The sequence below is a fragment of the Albimonas pacifica genome, assembly GCF_900113695.1.
Taxonomy (GTDB): Bacteria; Pseudomonadota; Alphaproteobacteria; order Rhodobacterales; family Rhodobacteraceae; genus Albimonas; species Albimonas pacifica.
Genome location: NZ_FOQH01000001.1, coordinates 274,926 through 298,991 on the forward strand (window position 1 = coordinate 274,926; position 24,066 = coordinate 298,991).

At 72.7% G+C, this 24,066-nt stretch carries 22 protein-coding genes; 13 read left to right on the forward strand and 9 right to left on the reverse strand.

All coding sequences use genetic code 11. The features are described 5' to 3' along the window. Window position 1 precedes the first annotated feature (1 nt). Together BM064_RS01040 and BM064_RS01045 are read left to right on the forward strand one after the other, a co-directional pair. Window positions 2-1,582: a GMC family oxidoreductase gene (locus BM064_RS01040; RefSeq protein ID WP_092856965.1), complete on the forward strand. Its 1,581-nt coding sequence runs from the start codon at window positions 2-4 to the stop codon at window positions 1,580-1,582. Window positions 1,583-1,639: 57 nt separating this feature from the next. Then, entirely contained in the window at window positions 1,640-2,743 is a 1,104-nt protein-coding gene (locus tag BM064_RS01045) for a class II histone deacetylase (RefSeq protein ID WP_092856967.1), read from the forward strand. 37 nt (window positions 2,744-2,780) lie between these two features. Here BM064_RS01045 and BM064_RS01050 read toward each other — a convergent pair whose 3' ends face one another. From BM064_RS01050 to BM064_RS01070, 5 genes are all read right to left on the reverse strand, one after another. After that, a complete protein-coding gene (locus BM064_RS01050; RefSeq protein ID WP_092856969.1) occupies window positions 2,781-4,469 on the reverse strand; it encodes a dipeptide ABC transporter ATP-binding protein in 1,689 nt (562 codons plus the stop codon). A gap of 103 nt (window positions 4,470-4,572) precedes the next feature. After that, window positions 4,573-5,214, reverse strand: a complete 642-nt coding sequence (locus tag BM064_RS01055; RefSeq protein ID WP_092856971.1) for a cysteine hydrolase family protein — start codon at window positions 5,212-5,214, stop codon at window positions 4,573-4,575. 11 nt (window positions 5,215-5,225) lie between these two features. Then, window positions 5,226-6,701 (reverse strand): ABC transporter substrate-binding protein, encoded by a 1,476-nt coding sequence (locus BM064_RS01060; RefSeq protein ID WP_092856973.1) that lies wholly within the window; start codon window positions 6,699-6,701, stop codon window positions 5,226-5,228. Window positions 6,702-6,761: 60 nt separating this feature from the next. After that, on the reverse strand, window positions 6,762-7,619 hold the full coding sequence (locus BM064_RS01065; RefSeq protein WP_092856975.1) for an ABC transporter permease: 858 nt from the start codon (window positions 7,617-7,619) through the stop codon (window positions 6,762-6,764). Then, window positions 7,616-8,533: an ABC transporter permease gene (locus BM064_RS01070; RefSeq protein ID WP_092856977.1), complete on the reverse strand. Its 918-nt coding sequence runs from the start codon at window positions 8,531-8,533 to the stop codon at window positions 7,616-7,618. Before BM064_RS01070 ends, BM064_RS01065 begins: the two co-directional genes overlap by 4 nt. Before the next feature lie 774 nt (window positions 8,534-9,307). On the opposite strand from BM064_RS01070, the gene BM064_RS01075 reads away from it, so the two are divergent. Next, on the forward strand, window positions 9,308-10,216 hold the full coding sequence (locus BM064_RS01075; RefSeq protein WP_092856979.1) for an IclR family transcriptional regulator: 909 nt from the start codon (window positions 9,308-9,310) through the stop codon (window positions 10,214-10,216). Between the two features lie 59 nt (window positions 10,217-10,275). After that, the gene (locus tag BM064_RS01080; RefSeq protein WP_092856981.1) at window positions 10,276-11,262 is read left to right on the forward strand and encodes an NAD(P)H-dependent flavin oxidoreductase; all 987 of its coding nucleotides are present in this window, start codon (window positions 10,276-10,278) and stop codon (window positions 11,260-11,262) included. 97 nt (window positions 11,263-11,359) lie between these two features. On the opposite strand, the gene BM064_RS26720 is transcribed toward BM064_RS01080, so the two are convergent. Continuing rightward, entirely contained in the window at window positions 11,360-12,847 is a 1,488-nt protein-coding gene (locus BM064_RS26720) for an alpha/beta hydrolase (protein WP_143103230.1), read from the reverse strand. A gap of 144 nt (window positions 12,848-12,991) precedes the next feature. Here BM064_RS26720 and BM064_RS01090 point away from each other — a divergent pair, with 144 nt between their 5' ends. The 9 genes from BM064_RS01090 (at window position 12,992) to BM064_RS01130 (ending at window position 21,832) form a co-directional block, all read left to right on the forward strand. Further along, window positions 12,992-14,053 (forward strand): alkene reductase, encoded by a 1,062-nt coding sequence (locus tag BM064_RS01090; protein WP_092856983.1) that lies wholly within the window; start codon window positions 12,992-12,994, stop codon window positions 14,051-14,053. Between the two features lie 179 nt (window positions 14,054-14,232). Continuing rightward, window positions 14,233-15,438, forward strand: coding sequence for an acyl-CoA dehydrogenase family protein (locus BM064_RS01095; RefSeq protein ID WP_092856985.1), 1,206 nt, complete (start codon window positions 14,233-14,235; stop codon window positions 15,436-15,438). A gap of 24 nt (window positions 15,439-15,462) precedes the next feature. Continuing rightward, window positions 15,463-16,593 (forward strand): RidA family protein, encoded by a 1,131-nt coding sequence (locus tag BM064_RS01100; RefSeq protein WP_092856987.1) that lies wholly within the window; start codon window positions 15,463-15,465, stop codon window positions 16,591-16,593. Further along, window positions 16,590-17,111: an FAS1-like dehydratase domain-containing protein gene (locus BM064_RS01105; RefSeq protein WP_092856989.1), complete on the forward strand. Its 522-nt coding sequence runs from the start codon at window positions 16,590-16,592 to the stop codon at window positions 17,109-17,111. The genes BM064_RS01100 and BM064_RS01105 overlap by 4 nt, the downstream gene beginning before the upstream one ends. Further along, entirely contained in the window at window positions 17,108-17,509 is a 402-nt protein-coding gene (locus BM064_RS01110; RefSeq protein WP_092856991.1) for a MaoC/PaaZ C-terminal domain-containing protein, read from the forward strand. Before BM064_RS01105 ends, BM064_RS01110 begins: the two co-directional genes overlap by 4 nt. A 26-nt stretch (window positions 17,510-17,535) precedes the next feature. Beyond that, a complete protein-coding gene (locus tag BM064_RS01115; protein ID WP_092856993.1) occupies window positions 17,536-19,086 on the forward strand; it encodes a class I adenylate-forming enzyme family protein in 1,551 nt (516 codons plus the stop codon). A gap of 53 nt (window positions 19,087-19,139) precedes the next feature. Next, window positions 19,140-20,183 carry an MBL fold metallo-hydrolase gene (locus BM064_RS01120; RefSeq protein WP_092856995.1) on the forward strand — a complete coding sequence of 348 codons (1,044 nt, stop codon included), beginning with the start codon at window positions 19,140-19,142 and terminating at the stop codon, window positions 20,181-20,183. Between the two features lie 12 nt (window positions 20,184-20,195). Further along, window positions 20,196-21,026 (forward strand): NADPH-dependent oxidoreductase, encoded by an 831-nt coding sequence (locus tag BM064_RS01125; RefSeq protein WP_092856997.1) that lies wholly within the window; start codon window positions 20,196-20,198, stop codon window positions 21,024-21,026. Window positions 21,027-21,028: 2 nt separating this feature from the next. Further along, complete coding sequence (locus tag BM064_RS01130) at window positions 21,029-21,832, forward strand: enoyl-CoA hydratase-related protein (protein ID WP_092856999.1); 804 nt, start codon at window positions 21,029-21,031, stop codon at window positions 21,830-21,832. A 154-nt stretch (window positions 21,833-21,986) separates the two neighbouring features. Here BM064_RS01130 and BM064_RS01135 read toward each other — a convergent pair whose 3' ends face one another. From BM064_RS01135 to BM064_RS01145, 3 genes are all read right to left on the reverse strand, one after another. Further along, window positions 21,987-22,202 (reverse strand): hypothetical protein, encoded by a 216-nt coding sequence (locus BM064_RS01135; RefSeq protein WP_092857001.1) that lies wholly within the window; start codon window positions 22,200-22,202, stop codon window positions 21,987-21,989. A 136-nt stretch (window positions 22,203-22,338) separates the two neighbouring features. Continuing rightward, window positions 22,339-22,812 (reverse strand): carboxymuconolactone decarboxylase family protein, encoded by a 474-nt coding sequence (locus tag BM064_RS01140; RefSeq protein ID WP_092857003.1) that lies wholly within the window; start codon window positions 22,810-22,812, stop codon window positions 22,339-22,341. 26 nt (window positions 22,813-22,838) lie between these two features. Further along, window positions 22,839-24,020, reverse strand: a complete 1,182-nt coding sequence (locus BM064_RS01145) for a threonine ammonia-lyase (protein ID WP_092857005.1) — start codon at window positions 24,018-24,020, stop codon at window positions 22,839-22,841. Window positions 24,021-24,066: the final 46 nt, after the last annotated feature.

The window sequence follows — 24,066 nt, forward strand, 5'->3', positions numbered from 1 at the left end:
CATGTACGACGCGATCATCCTCGGCGCCGGCTCGGCAGGCTGCGTGCTGGCCAACCGCCTCTCGGCCGACCCGGCGCGCAAGGTGCTGGTGCTGGAGGCGGGGGGCCAGCCCTCGATCACCTCGCGCATGCCCTCCGACTGGGTGGCGCTGTTCAACACCCATGAGGACTGGGGCTACCACACCGTCCCGCAGGCGGGCTGCCGCGGGCGGCGCATCTTCTGGCCGCGGGGCAAGATGGTGGGCGGCTCCGGCTCGATGAACGCGATGATCTACATCCGCGGCCTGCCCTACGACTTCGACCGGTGGGAGGCGCTGGGCAACCCCGGCTGGGGCTGGAAGGATGTGTTCGAGGACTTCAAGTCCTTCGAGGGCAACAAGGACATCCAGGACGAGTTCCACGGCAACGCGGGCCCCCTGCACGTCCAGCACCCCGAATACCTGCACCCCTACGAGCAGGCCTATGTCGACGCCGGCGTGAACCTCGGCTACCCGCGCAACGACGACTACAACGGCGCCAGCCAGGAGGGCTTCGGCTTCTTCCAGTTCACCATCCGCGAGGGCGAGCGCTCGGGCACCGGGCGCGCCTACCTCAAGCCGGCGATGGAGCGGGAGAACCTGACCCTCAAGACCGGCGTCCTGCTGACCGGCCTGATCGTCGAGAAGGGCCGCGTGAAGGGCGTGCGATACCTCGAGAACGGCGTGCCCGGCTCGGTCGAGACGGACGGCGAGGTGTTCCTGACCGCCGGCGCCATCGGCTCGGCCCAGCTCATGCTGCTCTCGGGCGTCGGGCCGGCGGACGAGCTGAAGGCGGTGGGCGTCGATCCGGTCCATGACCTGCCGGGCGTGGGCAAGAACCTGGTCGACCACATCAACATCCCCTTCTCCTATTACACGAAGGAGAACGAGGGCATCGGCGCCTGGACGGCCGAGGATCTGGCGGCCTCCCAGAAGGAGTGGGAGGAGTCGAAGACCGGCATCCGCGCCTCCGCCTGGGTGGCGGCCTCGGCCCATGTCCGCTCGCGTCCCGACGTCGAGCCGGACCTGCAGTTCTACGGCGCCGTCTCGCCCCAGCGCGACTACGGGCGGTTCCTCGCCTCGAAGGCGGGGTTCACCTTCCACTGCACCCTGCAGCGGCCGGAGTCGGTGGGCGAGATCACGCTCCGCACCGCCGACCCGGTGGCCTATCCGCTGATCGACCCGAAGTATTTCACCTCCGACCCCACGGGTCAGGACATCGCCACCCTGATCCGCGGCATCCGCATCCAGCGCGAGGTGGCGGCCACCGACCCGCTCGCCTCGCTGCTGGACGGCGAGATGCAGCCCTCGGCCGAGTGCCGGACCGACGAGGAGCTGGAGCACTACATCCGCGGCCACTGCACCACGCTCTACCACGCCTCGGGCACCTGCAAGATGGGCCGGGACGAGATGGCGGTGGTGGACCCCGAGACCTTCAGGGTCCACGGGCTGGAGGGGCTGCGGATCTGCGACGCCTCGCTGTTCCCCAAGATGATCTCGGGCAACATCAACACCACCACCGTGCTGTTCGCCGAGCGCTGCGCGCGCGCGGCGATCGGCGGCTGATCCTGGCGGCCCCGGCGCCGCGCCGGGGCCGCTCCGCGACCCAGGGAGGAATAGACCATGGCGCAGGGCAAGACGGGCTTCGTCTTTCACGAGCTCTACCTGTGGCACAACACGGGCAACTACGCCTCGCTGTTCGCGCCCAGCCTGACCATCCAGCCCGGCGAGCACGCCGAGAACCCCGAGACCAAGCGCCGGATGCGCAACCTGCTGGAGGTCTCGGGCCTGCTGGATGAACTGACCTCGCTGAAAGCCGAGCCGGTCGCCGAGGCCGACCTGCTGCGCTTCCACACCCCCGCCCATGTCGCCTGGGTGAAGGAGGAGAGCGCCCGCCTGAAGGGCGGCGACCCCGGCCTCTCGCCCTTCGGCCACGGCAGCCACGAGATCGCGCTGCTGTCGGCGGGCGGAACCTACCGCGCCATCCAGGCGGTGCTGGCCGGCGAGGTCGCGAACGCCTATGCGCTCGCCCGCCCGCCCGGCCACCATGCCGAGCGCGACCGCGCCATGGGCTTCTGCATCTACGGCAACATCCCGGTCGCGGTGCTGAAGGCGCGCGCCGAGCTGGGTCTCGGCCGGGTCGCGGTCGTCGACTGGGACGTCCACCACGGCAACGGCACCGAGCAGGCCTTCTACGACGACCCCGAGACCCTGACGATCTCGCTCCACCAGGACCGGCTCTATCCGCCGGCCACCGGCTTCGTCGAGCACCGGGGAGAGGGCGCGGGAGAGGGCTGCAACATCAACATCCCCCTGCCGCCGGGCAGCGGCCACGGCGCCTATGTCGCGGCCTTCGACCAGGTGGTGGTCTCGGCCATCGCCCGCTTCAAGCCCGACATGATCGTCATCGCCTCGGGCTTCGACGCGGGCGCGAACGACCCGCTGGGGCGGATGATGCTGCACTCCGACACCTACCGGGAGATGACCGCGAAGCTGAAGGCGCTCGCGGCCGAGCTCTGCGGCGGCCGGCTGGTGGGCACGCACGAGGGCGGCTACTCCGCCTATCACGTCCCCTACTGCGGCCTTGCCGTGATGGAGGAACTGCTGGGCGCGCGCACCGAGGTGGTCGATCCCTGGCTCGAGGTGATGGTCGGCTACGGCCAGATGGAGCTCCAGCCCCACCAGCAGGCCGCGATCGACCTGGCGAAAGCCGCCCACGGGCTCTGACCCCCCGGGCCGCCCGCCGACGTCCGCCCTGCGGCCGTCAGGCCCGCCGCAGGGCGGGCTGCTCGGGGGCGGGGGGCGCCGCGCGGGGGGCGGCGCCGGGGATCGCCGCGATCAGCTCGCGGGCGTAGTCGGTCTCGGGGCTCGTGAAGATCTTCTCCGGCGCGCCGCTCTCGACCACGCGGCCGCGGCGCATGACGTGGACGTGGTGGGCGATCTGGCGGACCACGGCGAGGTCGTGGCTGATGAAGAGGTAGCTCAGCCCCAGCCGCGCCTGCAGGTCGGCCAGAAGCTCCAGCACCTGCGCCTGCACGATCACGTCGAGGGCCGAGACCGCCTCGTCCAGCACCACCAGCTCGGGCTCCAGCACCAGGGCGCGGGCGATGGCGACGCGCTGGCGCTGGCCGCCCGAGAGCTCCGCCGGCAGGCGCTTGAGCATCTCCCGGGGCAGGGCGACGGCGTCGAGCGCGTCGAGCACCTTCGTCCGGCGGGAGACGGCGTCGCCCAGGCCGTGGATGCGCAGCGGCTCCTCGATCGAGGCCCCCACCGTCCAGCGGGCGTCGAGCGAGCCGTAGGGGTTCTGGAACACCGGCTGCACCCGGCGGCGGAAGTCGAACAGCGCCCGGCCCTTCAGCCGGGTCACCGCGCGGCCGTCGAAGACGATGTCGCCCGCGGTCGCGTCCTCGATCCTGAGCAGCAGCTTGGCGGTGGTGGACTTGCCCGAGCCGCTCTCGCCCACCACGGCGACGGTCTCGCCGCGGGGGATCTCGAGGGTCATGTCCTCCACGGCGGCGAAGGCGGGCTCGCGGCCGAACAGGGAGCGCCTGCCGGGGTATTCCTTGCGCACGCCCACCAGCTCGGCCAGCACGCGGTCCCGGCGCGGGCGGGGATCGGCGGCCGCGGCGGGGACCGCATCGCCCACCAGCCGGCGGGAGGCGAGCGTGGGCGCCGCGGCGATCAGGCGGCGGGTGTACTCGGCCCGGGGGCTGCGCATCACCTCGGCGGCGCGGCCCCGCTCGACCATGTCGCCGCGGAACATCACCAGCGCCTCGTCGGCCCGCTCGGCGGCGAGCGCGAGGTCGTGGGTGATCAGGATCACGGCCGTGCCCATCTCGGCGGTCAGGGCGGCCATCTCGTCGAGGATCACCTTCTGCACGGTGACGTCGAGGGCCGAGGTCGGCTCGTCCGCGATCAGCAGGCGCGGGCGGCAGGCGAGGCCCATGGCGATCAGCACCCGCTGGCGCATGCCGCCCGAAAGCTCGTGGGGATACTGCTTGGCCCGGCGGCCGGGGTCGGGGATGCCGACCATGTCCAGCAGCTCCACCGCGCGGGACCAGGCGGCGGCGCCGCGCATCAGGCCGTGGACCGACAGCGCCTCGGCGATCTGGCGGCCGACGCGCTGGATGGGGTTGAGGTTCGACATCGGGTCCTGCGGCACCAGCCCGATGCCGCGCCCGCGCACGGCGCGCAGTTCGGCGGGCGTGGCCTGCGCCAGGTCCCGCCCCTCGAACAGGATCGAGCCGCGGGCGATGCGGCCGTTGGCGGCCAGCAGCCCGTTGATCGCCGCGGCCATGGTGGACTTGCCCGAGCCGCTCTCGCCGACCACCGCCACCGTCCGGCCGGGCGCGAGGTCGAGGTCGACGCCCCGCACCGCGGTCACCGGGCCCGCGGGGGTCGCGAACTCGATCGCGAGGTCCCGGATCGACAGCAGGGGCGTTGGCGCGGACATCGGATCCCTCCCGGCGGGGGCGGTCCGGGCGCCGGGCCCGGACGGGGAGACGCGGGAGCGGAGGTCCGCTCCCGCGAGGAAGGCGCGCGGCCTCACGGCCGGCTCACTCGGCCGCCGCGGCGGCGTCTTCGCCGAGCCAGCCCTTCGCCACGTCGGCGCAGGTGGCGATGGTCCCGAACACCCAGCCGATGCCGAACAGCGCGTAGTGGTTGCGCTCCTTGGTGAACTCCGCCACCGCGTCCGAGACGACGAAGGTGCCGTAGTCCCGCTGTCCGGCGTCGCGGGCGGTGGATTCCACGCAGATGTTCGTGGTCACCCCGCAGATCACCAGGTTGCGGATGCCCATCGAGGTCAGGACCGGCTCCAGCCGGGTGCCGTAGAAGGACGAGGGCCGCGACTTCTCGATCACGATGTCGTCGGGCTTCACGCCCAGCTCGGGGATGATCTCGACCTCGTCGGTTCCATGGGCCAGCGACTTCTGGGCCATGCGGTCCTCGGCCTTTGCGCCGCGGTTGGCGCCGAAGTCGACCATGCCGGGCATGTAGACGTATTTGGTGAAGATCACCGGCACGCCGGCCTTGCGGGCCATCTCGACCAGCTTGATCGAGCCGGGGATCGCCGCGCGCAGGGGCGTCACGTCGAGCCCGGCGCGCCCGAGACTGTCGGTCTCGTTGAAGAAGGCGCGCTGCATGTCCACGACCACGAGGGCCGTGTCCTTGAGGGGGATGGAGACGGGTTCGCTCATCGGATCGGTCCTCAGCGGAAGGTCATCATGCCGTCGGGGCGCGGGGTCCACTCGACGTCCTTGGCGACGCCGTAGATGTAGTCGTCGTTGAACAGGGGGGCGTAGATCGTGCGCTCGTAGACGATCTCGCCGACCTGGCCGAGCAGCTCGGCGCGCTTGTCGCCGTCGGTCTCGGCGATCTGCTGGTCCATCAGCGCGTCGATGCGCGCGTCGAAGGTGTAGCCCTGGCCGCCGGTCTTCAGCAGCATGTGGTAGGGCAGGTTGCCGTCGATGACCGAGGGGGCGAAGGCGAAGATGTAGACGCCCGGCAGCTTCGAGGTGAACCAGTTGTTGAGGAAGGTGGTCTGCTCCTGCGCGTCGAACTCCACCTTCATGCCGGCCTGGCCCATGAAGTAGGCGACGGCCTGGGCGAGCTGGTCGACCTGCGGCAGACCCGTGGTGGGGTAGCTGAGCGTGATGGTCGAGCCGTCGTAGCCCGCCTCCTCCAGCAGCGCCTTGGCGGCGTCGAGGTCCTGCTCGGTCGGCTTCAGGTCGGGGTTGTAGCCGAAGGTCACCGGGGCCAGCAGCTGGGCCACGGGGGTCACGGCGCCGTTGAGCAGGTTCTCGCCGATCAGCTTGCGGTCGATCGAGAGGTCGATCGCCTTGCGCACCTTCTCCTCGCCCAGGAACGGGGCGTTGGAGTTGAAGCCCACGTAGATCACCCGGTTCGAGGGCTGGGTGACCACCTCGACCGCGCCGGCCTCTTTCACCGCGGGGACCAGCGAGGGCTCGAGCAGGGCCATCGAGAGGTCCCCCGACTGGACCGAGTTGGCGCGCGTGGTGCCGTCGGGGACGGGCTTGAAGACGACGTTGGGGTACTGGCCCGGCTCGCCGAAATAGCCCTCGTAGCGGGTGGTGGCGATCGAGTCGCCCGCGCTCCATTCCACGAACTTGTAGGGGCCCGAGCCGACGGGGTTCCGGCCGAACGCCTCCTTGCCCATCGCCTCGTACTGCTCCTGGCAGACGATGCCGGCGAGCGTGGTCTGCCGGTCGAAGGGCGCGAACGGGGCCTTGAGCTGGAACACCACCTCGGTCGGCGAGGTCGCCTCGACGCTCTCGATCAGGCCGAAGTAGCCGCCCAGCCGCGAGGTCGTCTCGCTGAGCGCGGTCTTGTAGGTGAAGACCACGTCCGCGGCGTCCATCGGCTCGCCGGTGTGGCAGGTCATCCCCTCGTTGAGGGTGAAGGTCCAGGTCTTCAGGTCGTCCGAATAGGTCCAGGAGCTGGCCATCTGCGGCTGCACCCGGCCCTCGGCGTCGATCGTCGCCAGCCGGTCGTAGATCGCATAGTAGACGTTCAGCGCCGGCAGGTTGGTGTCGTAGATCGGGTCGAGGTTCGACGGCTCCCCGTAGAGGGCGGGGTAGACGGTCTCGACGCCCTGGGCGCCGGCGGCGCCGGCGGCGAGGGCGAGCGCGGAGGCCGCGGCCGCGAGGCGAAGGCTGTGGGTCATGGCGGGTCCCTGTCGGTTTGGTCTTGGTTGAGGCTGCGGGGAAGACGGATCGCGAGGGGCTCAGCGCCCTCCACGCGAGGGCGGGCGAGCGGCGAGGCCCTGTCCGGCGAACTGGATGCCGCCGATCAGGCAGAAGATCGCCAGCGCGGGGAACACGGTCAGGAACGGGTCGGTCTGCAGATACCGCTGCCCCTCGGCAATCATCAGCCCGAGCGAGGGGACGGGCGGCTGCACGCCGAGGCCGAGGAAGCTGAGCGAACTTTCGATGGTCACGATCACGCCGGTGTCGAAAGCGGCGAGGATCAGCACCTTGGGCACGGCGTTGGGCAGCAGGTGGCGCAGGATGATCCAGGCGTCCGAGGCGCCGGCGGTCTTCGCGGCCACGATGAACTCCTGCTCGCGCAGGGTCAGCACGAGGGAGCGGGTCAGCCGCCCGTAGGCCACCCAGTTGGTCAGCCCCAGCAGCACCACCAGCAGCACGGTCGAGGCGCCGAGCGCGGCCACCAGCACGATCAGCAGCAGCACCACGGGGATCGCGAGCTGGGTGTTGCCCACCCCCATCAGCAGCCCGTCGAGCCAGCCGCCCCGCCAGCCCGCCACCAGCCCCAGCGCCAGCCCCAGGCAGGCCGAGATCGCGACCGCGGCCAGCGCGATCAGGATCGACACCCCCGAAGCCCAGGCGAGGCGGGAGAACAGGTCCCGCCCCAGCGGATCCGTGCCGAACGGGTGCGCCCAGTCCTGGATGGGCGGGATCTTGGCGCCGAACAGGTTCTGCGTGTCCGGGTCGAAGCCCGGCCACAGCGGCCCCAGGATCGCCAGCGCGAAGACCGCCGCCAGCATGATCGCCGCGACGGCGACGGTGAAGGTCGGCCGCAGGCGCAGGCGGCGCGGGCGGGGGGCGTCGGCGAGAGCGGTCATGCGAGCCTCACGCGCGGGTCGAGGGCGGCGTAGAGGAAGTCCACCGCCAGGTTGATCACGATGAAGGAGGCGGCGATGGCCAGCACCCCCGCCTGCACCACGGGGAAGTCGCGGTTGTTGACCGAATCGATGATCAGCCGCCCGAGGCCCGGCCAGTTGAACACCGTCTCCAGCACCACCAGCCCGCCGATCAGCACGCCCAGGTTGATGCCCGCCACCGTCACCACCGGCAGCAGCGCGTTGGGCAGCATGTGGCGCAGCACCAGCCGGGGCCGCGACACGCCCTTGGCGCGCGCCGTGCGCACCCAGTCGGCCTCGCGCATCTCGTCGAAGGCCGAGCCGATCAGGCGCAGGTAGAGCGCGATCTCGAAGGTGGAGATGGTCAGCACCGGGATCACGTAGCTGAGCCAGCTGTTGCGCCCGATGGCGGGCAGGAGCCCCAGGTTCACCGACAGGATCAGCACCATCACGATGCCGAACAGGAACGGCGGCGCCGACTGGCGGGCGGTGGCGATCCACAGGAACAGGCCCCGCAGACGCTTCGAGCCGGCGACCTCCGCGGTCGCCGCCAGCGCCACGGCGGCGGCGAAGCCGATGGCGAAGCTGAGGAAGGCGAGCTCCAGCGTCGCCGGCATCCGCTCCAGCACCACCTCCAGCGCCGGGCGGCCCTGGCGCAGGCTGTCGCCGAGCGAGCCGCCCAGCGCCGAGGTCAGGAAATCCCAGTACTGCACGATCAGCGGCCGGTTCAGGCCCAGCGCCTCGCGCACCGCCTCGACCTCGGCCGCGGTGGCCTGGTCGGGCATCATCAGCCGCACGGGATCGCCGGCGAGGCGCACCAGCACGAAGACGAAGGTCAGCACCGCCAGCAGGGTGGCGGCGGCGCCGGCGAGTCGGACGACGAGGTATCGCGTCATCGGGCCGGGGTCCTCCGGCTGCGGCGCAGGCGCGCGAGGGGGCCGTGCACGGCGGAAACGGGCGCCGCGGCGGGCACCGCGGCAGCGGAAGCGTGCGCCGCGGCAGGCGCCGCGGGCGCGAAGACGGAAATCGCGGGGCCGACCCGGCTCGGGTCAGCCGCGCGGGGCGCCCGGCGGGCTCCGGCGGGCGACGCTGGTCCGGACCAGCGGCGCGCCCGGTCGGCGCGGCGGCGGGCCGGCGAAGGGTCTGGCTTGCGCATGATCGCTCCGGCGAAACAGGCACGCCCGGCGTCTCTTCCCTTGGGTCTTCCCTGTGCTCCGGCGCCGACCCGTCGGGACGCCGCCCGGCACGGTCGTTTCCGGCGTCGCCGTCGTTTCGCGCGGCGACGAGGACCGAACGGCCGCCGGGCCCGGCACGGCCCGGCGGCGCCCGTCGAGCGTGGCCCGCCCGGCCCCCTGCGCGGCGGCGCCGCGACCGGCGCGGCCCCCCTCGGGGACCGCCTCCGCGGGGCGCTGCGGCGTCGGGCGCCTGGGCTGGATCGCTCGTTTGTCCATACATCGATGCTGCGCTTCGCACTCGCGGCATGTCAACGAGAAAATTTCGCATATCGCACACAAGATCGGTTCGCGTTCACTATTCAAAATCTTGTTGCGCCGCGGCCGAGCCTCCGGCATCTTCCGATTCGTCGGACGACTTGAGGCGGCGCGCTCCCCGGTCGTGTATGTGCAGGTCGAAGGACCGGCACGGACGGTCGCCAGGAGAGCGGGGAGCGAATGACGCCGAAGGAAGACGACACGAACGGCGAAGACGACGGCGCGCGGCCCGAGGCCGGGCGGGACAAGCCCCGCCGCAAGGCGCCCCAGGGGAGCCAGACCGTGGACAAGGCCATGGGCCTTCTGAAGCTGATCGCCGCCGCCCCCGCCGAGGGGCTGCGCCTGATGGACCTGGCCGAGCAGAGCGGGCTCGACCGGGCCACCGCGTATCGGCTGGTCTCGAGCCTCTCGAACCACAACTTCGTCGACCAGGACACCCTGTCGAAACGCTACACGCTGGGGCTGGAGTTCTTCGCCCTGGCCTCGGCCGCCTCGAACCGCCACGACCTGAGCCAGCGCGCGCGCGAGGCGCTGGAGCGGCTGGCCGAGGCGACCGGCGACACCGCCACCTACTGCCTGCGCTCGGGCCTCGACCTGATCTGCCTGGACGTGGAGACGGGCGACTTCCCGATCCGCACGCTGCCCATGGACATCGGCAGCCGCAAGCCGGTGGGCTCGGGCGCGACGGGGATCGCGCTGCTCGCGGCCCTGCCGGACTTCGAGGTCGACCAGGTGCTCGAGCGCTCTGCCGCGCGCCTGTCCAAGACCCCGGGCCAGACGCCCGAGGCGATCCGCGAGCAGGTGCGCCTCGCCCGGGCGCTGGGCTACGCGCTCGCCCCCGACGAGCCGCAGGGCCGGATCATGGGGCTGGCGCTGGCGCTGACCGCGCGCAACGACCGGCCCATCGGCGCGCTGTCGCTCAACGGCATCCCCGAGCGCTTCGCCCCCGACCGGGTCCCCGGCCTCGCCGCCCTGCTGCGCGAGGAGGCCGACCGCCTGGCCGACCGCCTCAACCGCCTGCCCGACTCGGAACGGCACCGCACCCGCTGGGCGGGCGAGCGGACGCCGCGCCCCCGCAACGGGTCCTGACCGGGGCCGCGCGCGGCGCGGGGCCTCGGGGGACCTTTTCTGAAAGGATCCACAAGCGAATGTCCGTCCCCGACTTCCTCCGCGGCCGTCTGCGCCTGCCCGTCATCGCCTCGCCGCTGTTCATCATCTCGGGGCCCGAGCTGGTCATCGCCCAGTGCAAGGCGGGCATCATCGGCTCCTTCCCCGCGCTGAACGCCCGCCCGCCGGAGCTGCTGGACGAGTGGCTGTTCCAGATCGAGGAGGAGCTGGCGGCCTACAACGCGAAGCACCCCGACCGCCCGGCGGCGCCCTTCGCGGTCAACCAGGTGGTCAACAAGATGTCGGCCCGACTCGACCGCGACATGGAGGTGTGCGAGCGCCACAAGGTGCCGCTGATCATCACCTCGCTGGGCGCGCGGGAGGACGTGAACGACGCGGTGCACCGCTGGGGCGGGCAGGTCTATCACGACGTGACGACCTCGTTCTTCGCCCGCAAGGCCATCGAGAAGGGCGCCGACGGCCTGATCGCGGTGGCGGCGGGCGCCGGCGGCCACGCCGGCGAGATGTCGCCCTTCGCGATGATGCAGGAGATCCGCAGCTGGTGGCACGGCCCGCTGGCGCTGTCGGGCTGCATCTCCACCGGCCGCTCGATCCTGGCGGCCGAGGCGATGGGCGCCGACTTCGCCTACGTGGGCACCGCCTTCATCACCGCCGCCGAGGCCAACGCGGTCGAGGACTACAAGCGGATGATCATCGAGGCGGAGGCCAAGGACATCCTGCTCTCGGACCTCTTCACCGGCCATCCGGGCAACTACCTGCGCGACTCGATCGTCAGGTCGGGCCTCGACCCCGAGAAGCTCCACCTCGAGACCAAGGAGACGCTCGAGTGGACGCTGAACGAGAAGAAGGCCAAGCGCTGGAAGGACATCTGGGGCGCGGGCCAGGGCGTGGGCGTGATCGACGCGGTGCGCCCGGTGCAGGAGATCGTCGATCGCTGGGCGGCGGACTACGACGCCGCCAAGGCCGGGCTGATCGGCGGCAGCCCGATGCTGCGCGCGGTCGCCTGAGGCGGCGGCCCGCCGTCGGACGGGAAACGGAAAAGGCCGGGGCGCGACCGCCCCGGCCTTTTCCTGTCCGGCGCCGGGCGGGCAGGGGGGCGCCCCCTCAGCCCAGCAGGGCGCGGATCACCTCCGGCTCGGTGAAGCGCCCCTGCAGGATCGCCTGCGCCTGCGCCTGCAGGATCGCGAGGTCCACCTCCGCCGGCAGCGGCCTCTGCGTCGCCGCGGTGCGCTCGAACCACGGCGAATAGGCGAGCATGTCGCGCGCCGTCCACCAGGCCGCCATCATGTGCGAGCCGTGCCAGTCGCTGGGCAGTTCCTGCGCATGACGGGCGCGCAGGGCGTCCAGCGCCGCGCCCGAGGGCAGCGGATCGTGGATCGCCGCGATGCGGAAGCGGGCGGGATCGAGGGCGGCCAGCGCCTGCGCGACCGGCTGGGCGGTGAACCAGGCCTCCACCGCGAGGGGCCCGTCGGGAAGGGCCGCGGCCAGCGTCCCGGCCATCCGGGCGGCCAGCGTCGCCGGATCCCCGCCCAGCGGGGCCGAGCGGCCGGAGCCGGGCAGGTCCGGCACGAAGACCGGGCCGCCCAGGGCCGCGCGCTCCGTCTCCCGCGCCAGCACGGCGCCGGAGCCCGGATGGCCGTGCAGGAGCAGCCTCGCCGCGCCCTCCGCCGGCCCCGCGCGGCGCATCAGCATCCCCTCGGGCGTGAAGCGCAGGCGGGCGGGCTGGGCGGGAAGCGCGGGCGCGGGGGCGGCGCCGGGGACGGCCAGCGCCTCGGCCATGGCCGCGGCCCAGGCGGCGCGGTCGGGGGTCAGGCTGCGGAGCCGCGCCTCGGGGGCGAGGGCGGCGATCCGCTCGAGGTGCGGGTGCAGCAGGTCGTCCTCCCGGCACAGGTAGATCACCGGGGCGCCGGCCTGCGCGGCGCGGGTCACGGCGCCGGCGCCGTCGTAGCGGAAGGCCGCGCCGTAGCCGGTGGCGTAGTTCGGCGCGTCCTCGACGCCCGCGTCCATCAGGTCGGCGATCACCTGGTCGTGCCCCTCCAGCGTGCGGGGATCGAAGCGCAGGCGGTTGGCCTCGCCGCGCGCATACCAGGGGTAGAACTGCAGCTGGTCGCGCACCCGGGCCCAGAGCTGCGCCATGTGCGAGCCGTCCCAGCGGGTGGGGAAGCGCGGCAGATACCAGCGCAGCTGCTCCTCCTGCTCGGCGCGGGTGAAGACGGGATAGCCGTCCAGCGCCACGACCGAGGCGCGGCCCGGGTGGCGCAGGATCAGCTCCAGCGCGATCTCGGCCCCGGTGTGGGTGCCGTAGAGGGCCGGCGCCTCCAGCCCCAGCGCGTCGAGCAGGCGGGCGGTGGCGTCGGCGAGATCCGCGATCTCGGGCCGCGCGAGGGGCAGGGGGTCCGAGAGGCCGTAGCCGGGCGTGTCGGGGCAGATGCAGGTGAAGCGGTCCGCCAGCGCCTGCGCCAGCGGCTGCACCGCCACCGAGCTGCGCGGGGATTCGTGCAGCAGCACCGCCGCGGGCCCCGAGCCCAGCACCCGCAGATGCACGGCGCGGCCGTCGACCTCGACGACATGGCGGCGGACGGGGTGGGGCATGGGGCGGTCTCCGGCTGGACGAGAGGGGGCCGGAGGCGATTGTCCGGACCGCGGCAGCAAAGCCTTGTGTGCGAAAGCGGTCAAGTTTTATCATTCAAACCAAAGTGGGCCATAAGTTCACTATTTGAATTAAGCGGAGCCGCCATGTCCCCCCTCCTGTCGCCCGTGCGCCTGGGCGCGCTGTCGTTGCCCAACCGCATCGTGATGTCGCCGCTGACCCGGTGCCGGGCGGAGCCGGGAACGGGCGCGGTCCCTGCGATGATGGTGGACTACTACGCCCAGCGCGCCTCGGCGGGGCTGATCGTGTCGGAGGGGATCCCGGTCTCGCCGATGGGGGTCGGCTACCGCGGGGTCTCCGGCCTGTGGACCGAGGCGCAGACGGCCGGCTGGCGGCGGGTGACCGCGGCGGTGCACGCGGCCGGCGGGCGGATCGTCGCGCAGCTGTGGCACGTCGGCCGGCTGTCGGACCCGGTGCACCTCGGCGGCCGCGCGCCGGTGGCGCCCAGCGCGCTGCCGGCCGAGGGCACGGTGACCCTGGTGCGCCCGAAGCGCGGCTGGCAGACGCCCCGCGCGCTGGAGACGGCCGAGGTCGCCGGCGTGGTCGCAGAGTTCGCCGAGGCCGCGCGCAACGCGTTGCGGGCGGGCTTCGACGGGGTCGAGGTGCACGGCGCCAACGGCTACCTCATCGACCAGTTCCTGCAGGCGGGCTCCAACCGGCGCGCGGACCGTTACGGCGGCGGCGTCGAGAATCGCGCCCGCCTGCTGCTGGAGATCGTGGACGCGCTGATCCCGATCTGGGGCGCGGACCGCATCGGCGTGCACCTGTCGCCGCGCGACGGGCACTCGATGTCCGATCCCGACCCGGCGGCGCTGTTCGGCCACGTGGCGGAGGCGCTGGGGCGGCGGCGGCTCGCCTTCCTCTTCGCGCGCGAGGCGGTGCGCCCCGACAGCCTCGCGCCGATGATGCGCCGGGTCTTCGGCGGCCCGCTGATCGCCAACGAGAAGCTCACCCCCGAGTCGGCCGCGGCGCTGGTGGCGGCCGGAGAGGCGGAGGCGGCGGCCTTCGGCAAGCTGTTCATCGCCAACCCCGACCTTCCCGCCCGCATCGCCGCCGGCGCGCCGCTGGCGACGCCCGACCCGGCCGGATTCTACGCCCGGGGGCCCGAGGGCTACGTCGACTACCCGACGCTCGCGGGAGCGATATAAGTTCAAATAATGAACACCATGCAATTTCACGACCAATATGTGAAATTCATCTTGACCGGACAAATGCTGCGTCGCAACGTGATCGCAGGACCCGCCGAGGGGAGGTCCGGCGCGCCCGGCGCCCGTCCCCTCGCCCCTCCACGGGCGCGCCCGGCGCGGCCCGCGCAAGGAGCGACCGCATGACCCTGGACGACGCCGCAGAGCTCTCGGGCGGCCTGAGGACCAGCCTCGACTTCTCGGCGGACCCGGGCCACGAGCAGATCCGCGACCAGGTCCGCGCCTTCTTCGAGCGCGACCTGCCCGAGCCCGCGATCCGCGCCGCCGACCGCGCCCGCAGGATCCCGCGCGAGGTCTTCGACAGGATCGCGGCGCTCGGCTGGCCGGGCCTCTCGATTCCCGAGGAGTTCGGCGGCTCGGGCGCCGACGTCACCTACGGCGCGGTGCTGGTCGAGGAGGTCTGCCGCCGCTTTCCGTCGCTGGGCACCAACCTGGTGGGCTTCGCGATGTCGGCCCGCGCGGTGCGCGAGCACGGCACGCCCGCGCAGCAGGCGGCGATCCTGCCCAGGCTCGCCTCGGGCGAAATGGCGCTGGCCTTCGGCATCTCCGAGCCCGACGGCGGCACCGACGCGCTGCGCGGGCGGACCCGGGCGGAGCTCACGCCCCAGGGCTGGAAGGTCAACGGCCGCAAGCTCTACACCTCCTTCGGGGCCGAGGCGGACGCGGTGGTGGTGCTGTGCCGGACCTCGCCCGCGCCCGAGGGCAGGCTCGCCCGCGGGCTGAGCCTGATCCTGGTCCCCACCGACCAGCCCGGCTTCGAGGCGCGGCGGATGGAGCTGATGGCCCACCGCGCCGCCTGCACCTGCGAGACCTATTACGACGACGCCCTCGCCCCGGCGGAGAACCTGCTGGGGCAGGAGGGGCGCGGCTTCTACCACCTGATCGCGACGCTGGACGAGGAGCGCATCCTCGCCGCGGCGATGTACGTGGGCATCATGCAGGGCGTGCTGGACCAGACGGTGCAATACGCCCGCGACCGCCACGCCTTCGGCCGGCCCATCGGGGCGTTCCAGGCCCTCCAGCACCCGATCGCCGACATGGCGACCGAGGTCGAGCATGCCCGCCTGTTCACGATGCGCGCGGCCTGGATGCTGTCCCAGGGGATCGACTGCTCGAAGGAGGCGGCGATGGCCAAGCTCTTCGCCTCCGAGGCCTGCCAGCGCGCCACCGACCGCGGGATGCGGGTGCTCGCCGGCTACGGGCTGGTCGAGGAAAGCCCGATGGAACGCCTGTTCCGCGACGCCCGGCTGGGCCTCTTCTCCCCCGTCTCCAACGAGATGGGCCGCAACTTCATCGGGGAGCGGCTGGGCCTCCCCCGCTCCTACTGACCCCCCGCCCGAAGGAGACCCCCCGTGCTGGACGCGATCGAACCGACGAGCTTCCCCTGGCTCGACTACAAGAAATACTCGTTCACGCTGGGCAAGACGACGCCGGCGGGGACGTTCCTGTCCGGCGCCTCGGCCTCGCGCTTCGACGGCGCTCACGTGGTGGTCGAGGGCGGCATGGCCGACCAGTGCCGCGTCGCCTGGAAGAAGATCGAGACGCTGATGGAGGCCGCGGGCAAGAGCCTCGACGACGTCACCCGCGTCGTCGAATACGTCCCCGTCCACGCGCTGGAGCAGTATGCCGAGGCCGCCGGCGTGCGCGCCGAGGTGCTGGGCGGGCGCGAGATCACCGTCAACACCGTGCCGGTGAAGGCCCTGCTGCGCCCCGACGCGCTGATCGAGATCGAGGCCTCGGCCGGGGTCGAGAGCGCGGGCGTGACCAAGGGCATCGTGCACCTGCCCACGATCCTGCCCTTCGGCGCGGACGGGGAGATCGCTTACAAGGGCGACGTGGTCGGCCAGACCGCGCGGATCTTCGAGATCGCCTCGGACATGCTGACCATGCTGGGCCTCGACCTCAGCCATGTCGTGCAGACCATCGACTTCCTGGTGCCGGAGGTCCGCGGCGACTACCGCGCCAGCGGAAAACCGCGCTTCGACGCGCTGGGCCCGGTCTATCCCGGCGCGGCGGGGATCATGCAGCCGAAGCTCCTGCACCCCGACGCGGTCGTGCAGTACGACATCACCGCCAGCCGCGACGTGCCCGAGCGGATCCACGTGCCGGGCTGGGACCGCTACAACAACCTCAGCTACTCGGCCGGCGTGAAGGCCGGGAAGATGATCTTCGGCTCGGGTTTCGGCTCGATGAACCCGGCGACCGAGGAGGTCTGGCACGACTACGACGTCGTCGAGCAGGCGGACCTGATCTATTCCTCGATCTCCACCATGCTCGCGGTCGGTGGGGCCAGCATGGCCGACATGATCAAGACGGTGGAATACGTCGAGGAGCCGACCCTGAAGGACTACCGCGGCGTCGCCGAGGTGCGCCGCAAGTGGTTCGGCAAGGACTTCCCCGCCGCCACCGGCGTGGTGGTGCACGGCATCCTCAAGCGCGAGATGGTGATCGAGATCGTCCCGATCGCCGTCTGCCCGCAATGAGCGGCCTGCTGACGGACGAGCTCCGCGCCTTCATCGGCGCGGAGCGGTCCTACCCGGCGCAGGAGGAGGTCGGCCGCGCCGCGATCCGCTATTTCGCGATCGCGGTCGAGGACCGCAGCCCCCTCTACCACTCCGACAGCTACGCGCGCGCCCATGGCTACCCCAGCCGCATCGCCCCCCCGACCTTCGTGGTCGAGAGCGGCGCCTACGCCCCCGGCACGCCGAACGAGAACGGCTACCTCGCCCATGAGTGGGACATCCCCATGGAGGGGTTCCGCAACATCCGCGGCGGGCAGGAATACGAATTCATGCGGCCGGTGCTGCCGACCGACCGGATCTCGGTGAAATACGTGCTCGAGAGCATCGAGGAGAAATCCTCCCGCGACGGGCGCGGCCAGCTGATGCTGATCTCGGTCGCCACCTACACCGACGCCGCCGGCGAGGTGGTGGCGACCAACCGCGAGACCTTCTTCCTCCAGCCCCTGGCGCAGACGACCTCAGCGGAGGCCGCCCCATGACCCATTCCGCCGGCGAGGCGCTGCCGCCCATCGACGAGAGCTTCCCCACCTGGCGGATGATGGCCTACGGCGCCGCCACCTGGGACTGGTACCAGGTGCATTTCGACCACCAGGTCGCGGCCTCGATGGGCCTGCCCGGTCCCTTCGTGGACGGCCAGCAGTGGGGCGCGATCTTCGCCCGCCAGCTGCGCGAGCACTTCGGCCCGCAGGCGTTCGTGTCGAAGATGGCGCTGCGCTACCACGCCATGGTCTTCGCCGACGAGCGGGTCACCGGCTCGGCCGAGATCACCACCCTGCGCCACGAGCCCGGCGGCCAGGTCGCCGAGGTCCTGCACCGGCTGGAGAAGGACGGACGCCCCGTCGCCTCCTGCCGCTCCGAAGTCCGTCTCCCCGACTGAACCCTCCCGAGAGGCACCCGCGCGCCATGAACATCGGCTACCACCTGACCCAGGCCGCCGCCCGCTGGCCCTCCAAGACCGCCATCGTCTTCGAGGGGCGGCGCTGGACCTACGCGCAGTTCAACCGGCTCGCCAACAAGGCGGCCAACGCCTTCCAGGCGGCCGGCATCGGGCCGGGCGACAAGGTGGCCTTCCTGACCTGGAACCTGCCCGAGCAGGTGGCGGGGTTCTACGGCCTGCTGAAGCTCGGCGGCGTGGCGGTGCCGGTGAACTACCGGCTGGCGGCGAACGAGCTGAAGTTCATCATCGAGAACTCGGGTGCGAAGATCGTGGTCTTCGACGACGAACTGGCCGAGCGGGTGGCGATCCTCGCCCCCGAGCTCGCCGCCAGGGGCCTGGGCTTCGTCCACATCGGGGACCGCACGCCCGACTTCGCCACCCCCTTCGACGCCTTCGTCGCCCCCGCGGCCGAGCGCGAGCCCCGGCTCGGCGCGTCCTGGGACGACCCGGCCTTCATCATGTACACCTCCGGCACCACGGGCCTGCCCAAGGGGGTGATCCGCTCGCACCGCGCCGACATCATCGGGGCGATGTCGATGGCGCTGGAGGCGGGGTTCCGCCACTCCGACACCTGCATCCACAACAAGCCGCTGTTCCACATCGCGCAGCTGCAGCTGCAGGTGATCCCCTTCGTCATGCTGGGCGGAACCGCGGTGATGACCCGCGGCTTCGACGTGGACGAGACGCTGAGCCTGGTCGGCTCCGAGCGCATCACCTGCCTGCACGGCGTGCCCACGCAGATGGTGATGATGATGCAGCAGGACCTGAGCCGCTACGACCTGAGCTCGCTGCGCTGCGGCTTCTACGGCGGCCAGACCCTGAACGACGCCACCACCCGCGCCTGCATGGAGCTGTTCCCCGAGACCTTCTTCAACCTCTACGGCATGACCGAGGCGCTGACGGTCGTGGGCATCGACTACCGCGTGCACCCCCACCGCCTCGGTTCCGTCGGGCACACGGTGGCGGGGGTGGACATGCGCCTGGTGAAGGCCGACGCCGCCTCGCCCGACGACCGCTCGGCGGAGGGCGAGATCGGGCAGGTGATCGTCAAGACCCCCGCCGTCATGGACGGCTATCTGGGCCTGCCGGAGAAGTCGGCGGCCGTGCTGCGCGAGGGGTGGTACTTCACCGGCGACGCCGGCAGCCTCGACGGCGACGGCTTCCTGACCGTGCACGGGCGCATCGACCACACCATCAAGTCGGGGGGCGAGAACATCCACCCCTCGGAGATCGAGAACATCCTCTTCGACCATCCCGCGATCAAGGACGCGGCGGTGGTGGGGCTGCCCTCGACCAAGTGGGGCGACATGGTCTGCGCGGCGATCGTGCGCAAGGACCCCGGGCTCAGCGCCGAGGCGCTGGACAGCTATTGCCGCGCGAGCCCCGACCTCGCCGACTTCAAGCGGCCGCGGCGGTATTTCTTCCTCGACGAGATCCCCTCCAACTCCACCGGCAAGGTCGAGCGCAACGTGCTCCGGCAGCGGCTGATCGACGGGCTGGAGGCGCCGCTGGACTGACCGACGCGCGCCGCCCCTCGCCCTTCCTCCTCCCCGATCCCGGACTCGAGCCCATGAACGCCTCCGCCCCCGTCTCCGCCATCTCGACGCCCTTCGACACGCCTCCCGCCCCCGGCGCCGCGGTCGAGGTCGCGCCCGGCGTCCTGTGGATGCGCCTCGGCCTGCCGCTGGCGCTGGACCACGTGAACGTCTTCGCGCTGGAGGACGGGGACGGCTGGACGATCTGGGACGCGGGCCTCGGCGACGCGCCCTCGCTGGAGGGGTGGGAGGCGCTGCTCGCAGGCCCCCTCGCCGGGCGTCCGGTGCGCCGGCTGATCGTGACCCACCACCACCCCGACCACGTCGGCGCCGCCGGCTGGCTGCTGCGCCGCACCGGGGCGGAGCTGCTGATGGTGCAGTCCGAATACCTGCTGACCCGCCTGCGCGTCGCGGCGCTCTTCGAGGAGACGGAGAGCGAGGACCAGGACTTCTACCTCTCCCGCGGCCTCTCGCGCGAGGCGATGGAGGGGATCCTGGGCCGCGGCCCGGAATACGTGCGCACCGTGCACCGGATGCCGGCGGCCTATCGCTCGATCGTCGCGGGCGAGGTGCTGGAGATCGGCGGGCGCGCGTGGCAGGTGCGCACCGGCGGCGGCCACTCGGAAGAGATGGCGATGCTGTGGTGCCCGGAGGCGGGCGTGTTCCTCGCCGCCGACCAGGTGATGGTGGGCATCACCCCCAACGTCGGCGTCTGGCCCTACGAGCCCTTCGCGCGCCCGCTCGACCGGTTCCTGTCCTCGCTCCACGCCCTGCGCGCCGAGATCCCCGACGACGCCCTCGTGCTGCCCGGCCACAAGCTGCCGTTCCGCGGCCTGCATGCGCGGGTGGCCGAGCTGAACGCCCACCACGACAAGGTCTTCGGCAAGATCCTCGCGGCCTGCGCCGACGGCCCGCTCTCGGTCGGGGAGCTGATCCCGCGCCTCTTCAAGCGCGAGCTTCCGCCCCACCACGCCGGCCTCGCCTTCGCCGAGAGCCTGGCCCACGCCAACACCCTGATCGGCCGCGGCCGGCTGACCTTCGCGCGCCACGACGACGGCCTGTGGCGCCTGGCCGCCTGAGCGGAGCGCGCCATGACCCTCGACGCCTTGCCCCCGCCGCAGGAGGCGCTCGCCGCCCGCTACGGCGCGGGTCCGGCGCCCGCGCCGGGCCCGTGGAACGAGACCATCGCCCTGATGCTCGCCCACCGGTCGGTGCGCGCCTACGTGCCGGGCCCCTTGCCCGAGGGCCTGCTGGAGACGCTGCTCGCCGCCGGCCAGTCGGCCGCGACCTCCTCGAACATGCAGAGCTGGTCGGTGGTGGCGGTCGCGGACCCGGCGCAGAAGGCGCGGCTGGCGGCGCTCAGCCAGGACCAGGCCTATGTGCGCGACTGCGCGCTGTTCCTGTGCTTCGTCGCCGACACCTCCCGCGCCCGCCGCCTGGCCGCGCGCGAGGGGCTGGAGCTGCCCTCGCTCGCCTGTCTCGAGACCTTCCTGACGGCCGCCACGGACTGCGCCTTCGCCGCCCAGAACATGGCGCTGGCGGCCGAGAGCCTCGGCCTCGGCTGCTGTTACATCGGCGCCCTGCGCAACCGCCCCGAGGCGGTGGCGGCCGAGCTGGGCCTGCCCGAGGGCGCGGCCCCCGTCTTCGGCCTGTGCATCGGCCATGAAGACCCTGCGCGGATCACCGCCGTGAAGCCCCGCCTGCCGCAGTCGGTCGTCCTGCACCACGGCCGCTACGACGCCGACGACGCGGACGCCGTGGCGGCCTACGACGCGACGCTCGCCGCCCATGGCCACGGGACCGGACGATCGTCGAAGGCCTGGGCCGCGCGGGTCCACGACCGCCTGTCGAACCCCGCCTACCTTAACGGCCGCGAGCGCCTGCGCGAGGCGCTGGGCGCGCTCGGCTTCCCCCTGAGGTGACCATGTCCGAACTGCTCTACGAGGTCCGCGAGGCCGTCGCCGTCCTGACCCTCAACCGTCCCGAGCGGATGAACGCCTGGACCCCGGGGCTGGAGACCCTGCTGCGCGAGCGCTTCGCGCAGGCCGAGGCGGACCCCGAGGCCCGCGCGATCCTGCTGACCGGCGCAGGCCGCGCCTTCTGCGCCGGCGCGGACATGGACGCGGTGGCGGCCGAGGACGGGGAAGGCCCCGGCTCCACCGCCGCGCCGCCCGCGGTCGAGGGCGACTTCGCCCAGCGCTATTCCTACCTGATGTCGGGCCGCAAGCCGTTGATCTGCGCGATCAACGGCGGCGCGGCCGGGGTGGGCTTCGTCCTGCCCCTCTTCGCCGACATCCGCCTGGTGGCCGAGGGCGCCAAGCTGACCACCGCCTTCGCGCGGCGCGGCTTCGTGGCCGAGCACGGCTCGGCCTGGCTGCTGCCGCGCCTGATCGGGCCGATGAACGCGGCCGACCTGCTGCTGTCGGGCCGCACGCTGCGCGGGGCCGAGGCGGCGTCCCTGGGCCTCGCCCGCGCGCTTCCCGACGCGGGCTTCGCCGAGGCCGCCTTCGAGGTCGCCCGCGATCTCGCCGCGAACTGCTCCCCCCGCTCGATGGCGGTCATCAAGGCCCAGCTCCGCGGGGCCTTCGTCCAAACCCTGGCCGAGGCCACCCGCATGGCCGACGTGGAGCTGGAGAAATGCCACGGCGTCCCCGACATGGAAGAGGGCGTCGCCCACTTCCTCGAACGCCGCCCCGCCGCCTTCCCGCCCCTGCCCGCGGAGGGCTGAGGGGGCCGGGAGCCGCCTGCCGGTCGGGAGAGGGCGTCGCGAGAGGCCGCGCCGGACGTCGGGAGAGGCCGCGCCGGACGTCGGGAGAGGCCGCGCCGGACGTCGGGAGAGGCCGGACGTCGGGAGAGGGCGGACGCCGCGGCGCCGCTTCCGCTCAGCTCTCCCAGGCCGCGTCTCCGGCCTCGGGGGGCTTGCCGTGCGAGCGCGCCGCGGCGTCCGGGGTCGCGGCGGTCAGGCGGCGCCGGCGCAGCTCGGCCAGCGTGGGCAGCGCGGGCGGGTCGCTCGCCGGGAAGCTCTCACCGAGCGCTTCGTCCAGCAGGGCGTCCAGCAGGTCCCGGTCGGCCTCGTCCCAATCGACGGCCAACGACATTCGACGCTCGGGGGTCATGAGGTTCGTCCTTTGCAAAGCCGTGGCGCGCCGCCGGAGGGCGGGCGCGGTCGGCGGGGGGGGAGAGGTCGCAAGCGACGGGGGCGGGGCGCCCGCCCGGGCGCCCCGGGGCGGCGGGTCAGGCGGCGCGGGCCTGCGGCCCCGGCGCCAGGTCGGGATGCACGGCGCGGAAGCCGATCTGCACGCGGTTCCACAGGTTGATCGCGCCGATGGCGAAGCTGAGCCAGGCGCGCTCGTCGGGGTCGAAGGCGGCCTCGACCTCGGCCCAGATCTCGTCGGGGGCGCCGGTCCGGGCGACCAGCGTCAGCGCCTCGGTCCAGGCGAGCGCCGCGCGCTCCTTCGCGTCGAACCAGGGGGATTCCCGCCAGCCGGCCAGCATGTGCAGGCGGGCGTGGCTCTCGCCGTCCTTCAGCGCCTCGTCCACGTGGAGGTGGATGCAGGCGGCGCAGCCGTTGATCTGGCTGGCGCGCAGCTTGACCAGGTGGAGCAGCTTCGCGTCCAGCGGGCTTTCGCGCAGAGCCTTCTCGAATTCGATCAGGGCCTTCAGGCCGGGCTGCGTGCGCTTGAAGTAGTCGGTCATCCGGGGCTGCATGGCGTCATCTCCTTGTCGCCGGGGGGTCAGGAAAACGGGTCCGCGCGCGGCCTCGGCGCGTCGGAGAGGATCCGGGCGAAGGCGCCGGCGTCGACGTTGCCGCCGGAGAGGACGACGACCACGTCGCCCTCGCTCCGCGGCGCCGCGCCCGACAGCAGGGCCGCGAGCGCCACGGCGCCGCCGGGCTCCAGCGCCAGCTTCAGCGCCTCGAAGGCGAAGCGCATCGTGGCGCGCACCGTCTCGTCGTCGACGCTCAGCCCGTGGGAGAGCAGGCGGCGGTTGACCTCGAAGGTCAGCGCGCCCGGCGTCGGCGCCAGCAGCGCGTCGCAGATCGAGGGCGCTCCCCCGCGCGCCGTCCGCCGCCGGCCGGCGGCGAGCGAGCGGGCGGTGTCGTCGTGGTCCGCCGGCTCCACCGGGTGGACGCGGGCCCCGGGCGCTTCGGCGTGCATCGCGGTGGCGACGCCGGCGATCAGGCCGCCGCCGCCGCAGGGGACCAGGACCTGGCCGATCTCGCCCCCCGCGGCGCTGACCTGCGCCGCGATCTCGAGCCCGACCGTGCCCTGGCCGGCCATCACCAGCGGGTCGTCGTAGGAGGGGACCAGCGTCGCGCCCCGGGTCTGCGCGATCAGGCGGGCGATGGCCTCGCGGCTCTCGCGGCGGCGGTCGTAGAGCACGACCTCGGCCCCCAGGGCGCGGGTGTTGCGCAGCTTGATCGCCGGCGCGTCGGCGGGCATCACGATCGTCGCGGGCATCTCCAGCAGGCGCGCCGCCGCCGCGACGCCCTGGGCGTGATTGCCCGACGACCAGGCGACGACGCCTGCGCCGCGGTCGCGCGGGGCGATGCGCGACAGCCGGTTGAACGCGCCGCGGACCTTGAACGAGCCGGTGCGCTGCAGGCTCTCGGCCTTCAGGAACACCCGCCGTCCGGCCCAGGCGTTCAGCCTGTCGAACTCGAGCAGGGGCGTGCGGATCGCCTGGCCGCGCAGGGCTTCGGCCGCCTCGTGCAGGTCGTCGATGCCGATCGGCGGCGACCCGGCCGCAGCCTCGTGCGGGAGGCCTGCCTCTGCGCCCGCCGCGTCGGCGCGGCCCCTGGCGAAGCCGGGCGGCGTCCGCGCGGGCAGGGCGAAGCCGCCCGCCGCCGCATCGGCGGGCGCGCGTAGGATGCGCCGGCCCGGCGACGGGAACGGGGCGGAAGCTCGGCGCGGCATGGCGGTCTCCTCTTCGGCGGGTCGGGGCCTTGACGTGGGGGGCGCG